Here is a 4,041-nt window from a genome sequence, read left to right on the forward strand (position 1 = left end):
AGGGTGGTGGGTGCGGAGGACGGCGAGGTGGGCTCGGGCTGCGGGGCCGCGTGGGGCCGTCCGCCGCCCTGGGGCGCCCCCGGACCTCCTGCGTGTGTGACCCGGCCGCCCTCAGGGGTACGGGGCAGGGGCGGGGTCACCGAGCGGGCCAGTCCGCGGGCGACCGCTTCCTGGATCGACCCCGCCAGTTCGGCCGCCCCGGCGACGCCCTGGTCGGCGAGCATCGCGGCGAGACCGCCGGCGTAGCCCTGCCCGACCGCGCGGACCTTCCAGGCCCCCTGCCTGCGATAGAGCTCCAGAGCGGCGACGGCGGACTCGCTGTCCAGACCGGTCAGGGTGAAGGTGGCGATCTCCGTGCCGTCGAGTCCGGTGACGGCGACGAACGGCGAGGCCACGGTCCCGAACCTGGTCGGGCTGCCCGCCTCCAGCGGCAACGCCAGCAGCACGGTGACCCGGTGCACCGCCTCGGGCAGGGCGTCGAGGTCGACCGCGAGCCGGTGCTCGGCCGCGGCCTGCCTGGACACCTCCAGGCCCGGCAGCTGCGGAGAGCCGGGGTGGGCTATCCACTCGACGCCGCGCACGGTGCCGTGCTCGTCACCGAGCGTGGCACCGGCCACGACAGGCGCGCCGGCCGAAACCCGGATCTCCAGACGGGTCTGGGGCAAGGTGTGGTTCTGCCCCCGGACCAGCTCGGCCGTCATTGCCCTGTCCCCTCGACGAGTTACTGCTGCGCGATGCGGTGTCGTGCGTGGTGCGGCGCCGACGGTACCGGTGCCGCGATGCGGTGCAGCTCCCGGCGGCCGATGCTGCCGGGAGCTGCGCGTCGTGATGCGGACCCGTGAGTCCGGCACTGCCTACAGGTGCGGCAGGATCGCCGGCATGAGGTCCTGGAAGGTACGGCCGTTGGCCGGGTTGCCGATGGCGGTCATCTGCCATCCGTTCCCCGAGCGGCTCACCTTCGCCATGATCTGGGCGGTGTACTGCCCGCCGCCGTCCAGCGTGTAGCGGGCGAGCTCCTGGCCGTTGGTCTCGTCCACGATGCGGCAGAAGGCGTTCTGCACCTCCTGGAACGTCTGGCCGGTGAAGGAGTTCACCGTGAAGACGATCTGGTCGATGTGGACCGGCACCCGCTGGAGGTCGACCAGAATGGCCTCGTCGTCGCCGCCCGAGCCGGCGCCGCCGACCAGGTTGTCCCCGGTGTGCTTGACCGAGCCGTCGTCGCTGACGAGGTGCCGGAAGAACACGACGTCGACCGGCTGCTTGTCGGCGAACAGGACCGCCGATGCGTCCAGGTCGATCTCCCGGGTGCGCGAGCCGAACAGACCGCGGCGCGGAGCCGCTTGCCAGCCGAGCCCCATCCGTACCGCGGTCAGGGTCCCCCCGTCGCTCTTCTGCAGGCTGATGGCCTGACCCTTGGTCATATTGACCGTCACGCGCTGTCCCCTCTCCGCTGTCCCCGCAACCGTCCTTGCGCGGTTTTCCAGCACCCTACGCATTCACACCGCGGACACAGCCGCCTCGGGCCGTTTTGTGTCGGTCCTGCAACACACCGGACGCCGCGGGATCAGGCCAGGCCCGCCTCCCGCATCTGGCGCAACTCCTTCTTCAGCTCCCCCACCTCGTCACGCAGCCGGGCGGCCACCTCGAACTGCAGGTCGGCGGCGGCGGCACGCATCCGGTCGGTCATCTCCTCGATGATCCCGGCGAGCTCGGTGGCCGGGCGGTCGGTGACCGCCGCCTTGTCCCCGCCGGCCTTCCCCTTCGCGGCACCGGCCTTGATACCCAGCGTGGGCACGGGCGCCTTGGCCCCCTTGGTCTGGCGGTAGCCGGTGCCGAGGAGTTGCTCGGTGTCGACCTCCTCGCGGGCGATCGTCGCGACGATGTCGTTGATCTTCTTCCGCAACGGCTGCGGGTCGAGTCCGCGCTCGGTGTTGTACGCGATCTGCTTCTCGCGGCGGCGGTTCGTCTCGTCGATGGCCTGCGCCATCGCCGGGGTGATCTTGTCCGCGTACATATGGACCTGACCCGACACGTTACGAGCCGCACGTCCGACGGTCTGGATCAGTGAGGTGGCCGAGCGCAGGAAGCCCTGCTTGTCGGCGTCGAGGATGGCCACGAGCGACACCTCGGGCAGGTCGAGTCCCTCACGCAGGAGGTTGATCCCGACCAGGACGTCGTACTCGCCCGAGCGCAGCTCCCGCAGCAGCTCGATACGGCGCAGGGTGTCGACGTCGCTGTGCAGATAACGGACCTGGATGCCCAGCTCCAGGAAGTAGTCGGTGAGGTCCTCCGACATCTTCTTGGTGAGGGTGGTGACCAGGACCCGCTCGTCCTTCTCGGTGCGCTTGCGGATCTCGTGCACCAGGTCGTCGATCTGGCCCTCGGTGGGCTTGACGACGATCTCCGGGTCGACGAGGCCGGTGGGCCGGATGATCTGCTCCACGAAGCCGTCGCCCCGGGAGAGCTCGTACTTGCCGGGGGTGGCGGAGAGGTAGACCGTCTGGTTGATCCGTCCGAGGAACTCCTCCCACTTCAGCGGGCGGTTGTCCAGGGCCGAGGGCAGCCGGAAGCCGTGGTCGACGAGGGTCCGCTTCCGGGAGGCGTCGCCCTCGTACATCGCGCCGATCTGCGGGACGGTGACGTGCGACTCGTCGAGGACGAGGAGGAAGTCCTCGGGGAAGTAGTCGAGGAGGGTGTGGGGAGCGGTGCCGGGGTCGCGGTCGTCGAAGTGCATCGAGTAGTTCTCGACACCGGAGCAGGTCCCGATCTGGCGGAGCATCTCGATGTCGTACGTCGTACGCATGCGCAGCCGCTGGGCCTCCAGCATCTTGCCCTGCTTCTCGAGCTCGGCGAGGCGCTGCTCCAGCTCCTTCTCGATGCGGCCGACCGCCTTCTCCATGCGCTCGGGGCCCGCGACGTAGTGGCTGGCGGGGAAGACGTGGAGCGACCGGTCCTCGCTGATGATCTCGCCGGTGAGCGGGTGGAGCGTGGAGAGGGCCTCGATCTCGTCACCGAACATCTCGATGCGGACGGCGAGCTCCTCGTAGACCGGGAAGATCTCGATGGTGTCGCCGCGCACCCGGAAGGTGCCGCGGGTGAACGCCAGGTCGTTGCGGGTGTACTGCATCTCGACGAAGCGGCGCAGCAGCTGGTCGCGGTCGATCTCGTCACCCACCTTGAGCTGGACCATCCGGTCCACGTACTCCTGCGGGGTACCGAGGCCGTAGATGCAGGACACGGAGGCGACCACGACGACGTCCCGCCGGGTGAGCAGGGAGTTCGTGGCGGAGTGGCGGAGCCGCTCGACCTCCTCGTTGATCGAGGAGTCCTTCTCGATGTAGGTGTCCGACTGCGGGACGTACGCCTCGGGCTGGTAGTAGTCGTAGTACGAGACGAAGTACTCGACGGCGTTGTTCGGCAGGAGCTCGCGGAACTCGTTGGCCAGCTGGGCGGCGAGGGTCTTGTTCGGCGCCATGACCAGGGTGGGGCGCTGGAGCTTCTCGATCATCCAGGCAGTGGTCGCCGATTTGCCGGTGCCGGTCGCGCCGAGGAGCACGACGTCCTTCTCACCTGCCCGGACGCGCCGCTCCAGCTCGGCGATGGCCGCCGGCTGGTCGCCGCTGGGCTGGTAGGGACTGACGACCTCGAAAGGCGCCACCGAACGTTCGATCTTCGAAACGGGCCGCATGCAACCACCGTACGACCCCCCACTGACAACGGGGCCGGGTCGGGGCTCGCGGCGGCCCGGCGGTCACCAGTCCTGCGGCTGCGTGGAGTCCTGGCGCTGCTGCGAGTGGAACGAGGCCGGGTCGGCGTGCGTACCGAACCGGGGAACCTGGCGCTGGGCCGGAATGCCGGGCATCCGGTCTCCCCGGACGGCCGCGGGGTCGTTCCAGTCGGGGGTGCCCATGACCACCAGGGGGTCGAACATCACGACGACGGCGGCCAGCAGCAGGAAACAGGCCGGGCCGATCAGCATGGGGACGAGCAGCGCGGTGGCGCTGTCGCCGGAGCCCGAGGAGGAGCCGGTGAGGGCGGCGG

3 protein-coding genes and 1 pseudogene are annotated in these 4,041 nt (G+C 69.8%); all 4 read right to left on the reverse strand.

Annotated elements, in window-relative coordinates; genetic code table 11:
- Window positions 1-701 (reverse strand): TerD family protein (locus JGS39_RS37490; protein WP_236065905.1); only part of this gene is annotated, 701 nt, incomplete at its 3' end.
- A gap of 153 nt (window positions 702-854) precedes the next feature.
- On the reverse strand, window positions 855-1,433 hold the full coding sequence (locus JGS39_RS37495) for a TerD family protein (protein WP_219574257.1): 579 nt from the start codon (window positions 1,431-1,433) through the stop codon (window positions 855-857).
- A gap of 131 nt (window positions 1,434-1,564) precedes the next feature.
- Window positions 1,565-3,688, reverse strand: a complete 2,124-nt coding sequence (gene uvrB, locus JGS39_RS37500; protein WP_219574258.1) for an excinuclease ABC subunit UvrB — start codon at window positions 3,686-3,688, stop codon at window positions 1,565-1,567.
- A 63-nt stretch (window positions 3,689-3,751) separates the two neighbouring features.
- Window positions 3,752-4,041: pseudogene (locus tag JGS39_RS37505) on the reverse strand (MHYT domain-containing protein); the annotation flags it as partial.

This window comes from Streptomyces poriferorum (assembly GCF_019399235.1).
In the GTDB taxonomy this organism is placed as follows: Bacteria; Actinomycetota; Actinomycetes; order Streptomycetales; family Streptomycetaceae; genus Streptomyces; species Streptomyces poriferorum.

Excerpts from the sequence above, each read along its gene's own strand:
- uvrB (WP_219574258.1), bottom strand. The coding sequence starts at position 3,688 with ATGCGGCCCGTTTCGAAGATCGAACGTTCGGTGGCGCCTTTCGAGGTC.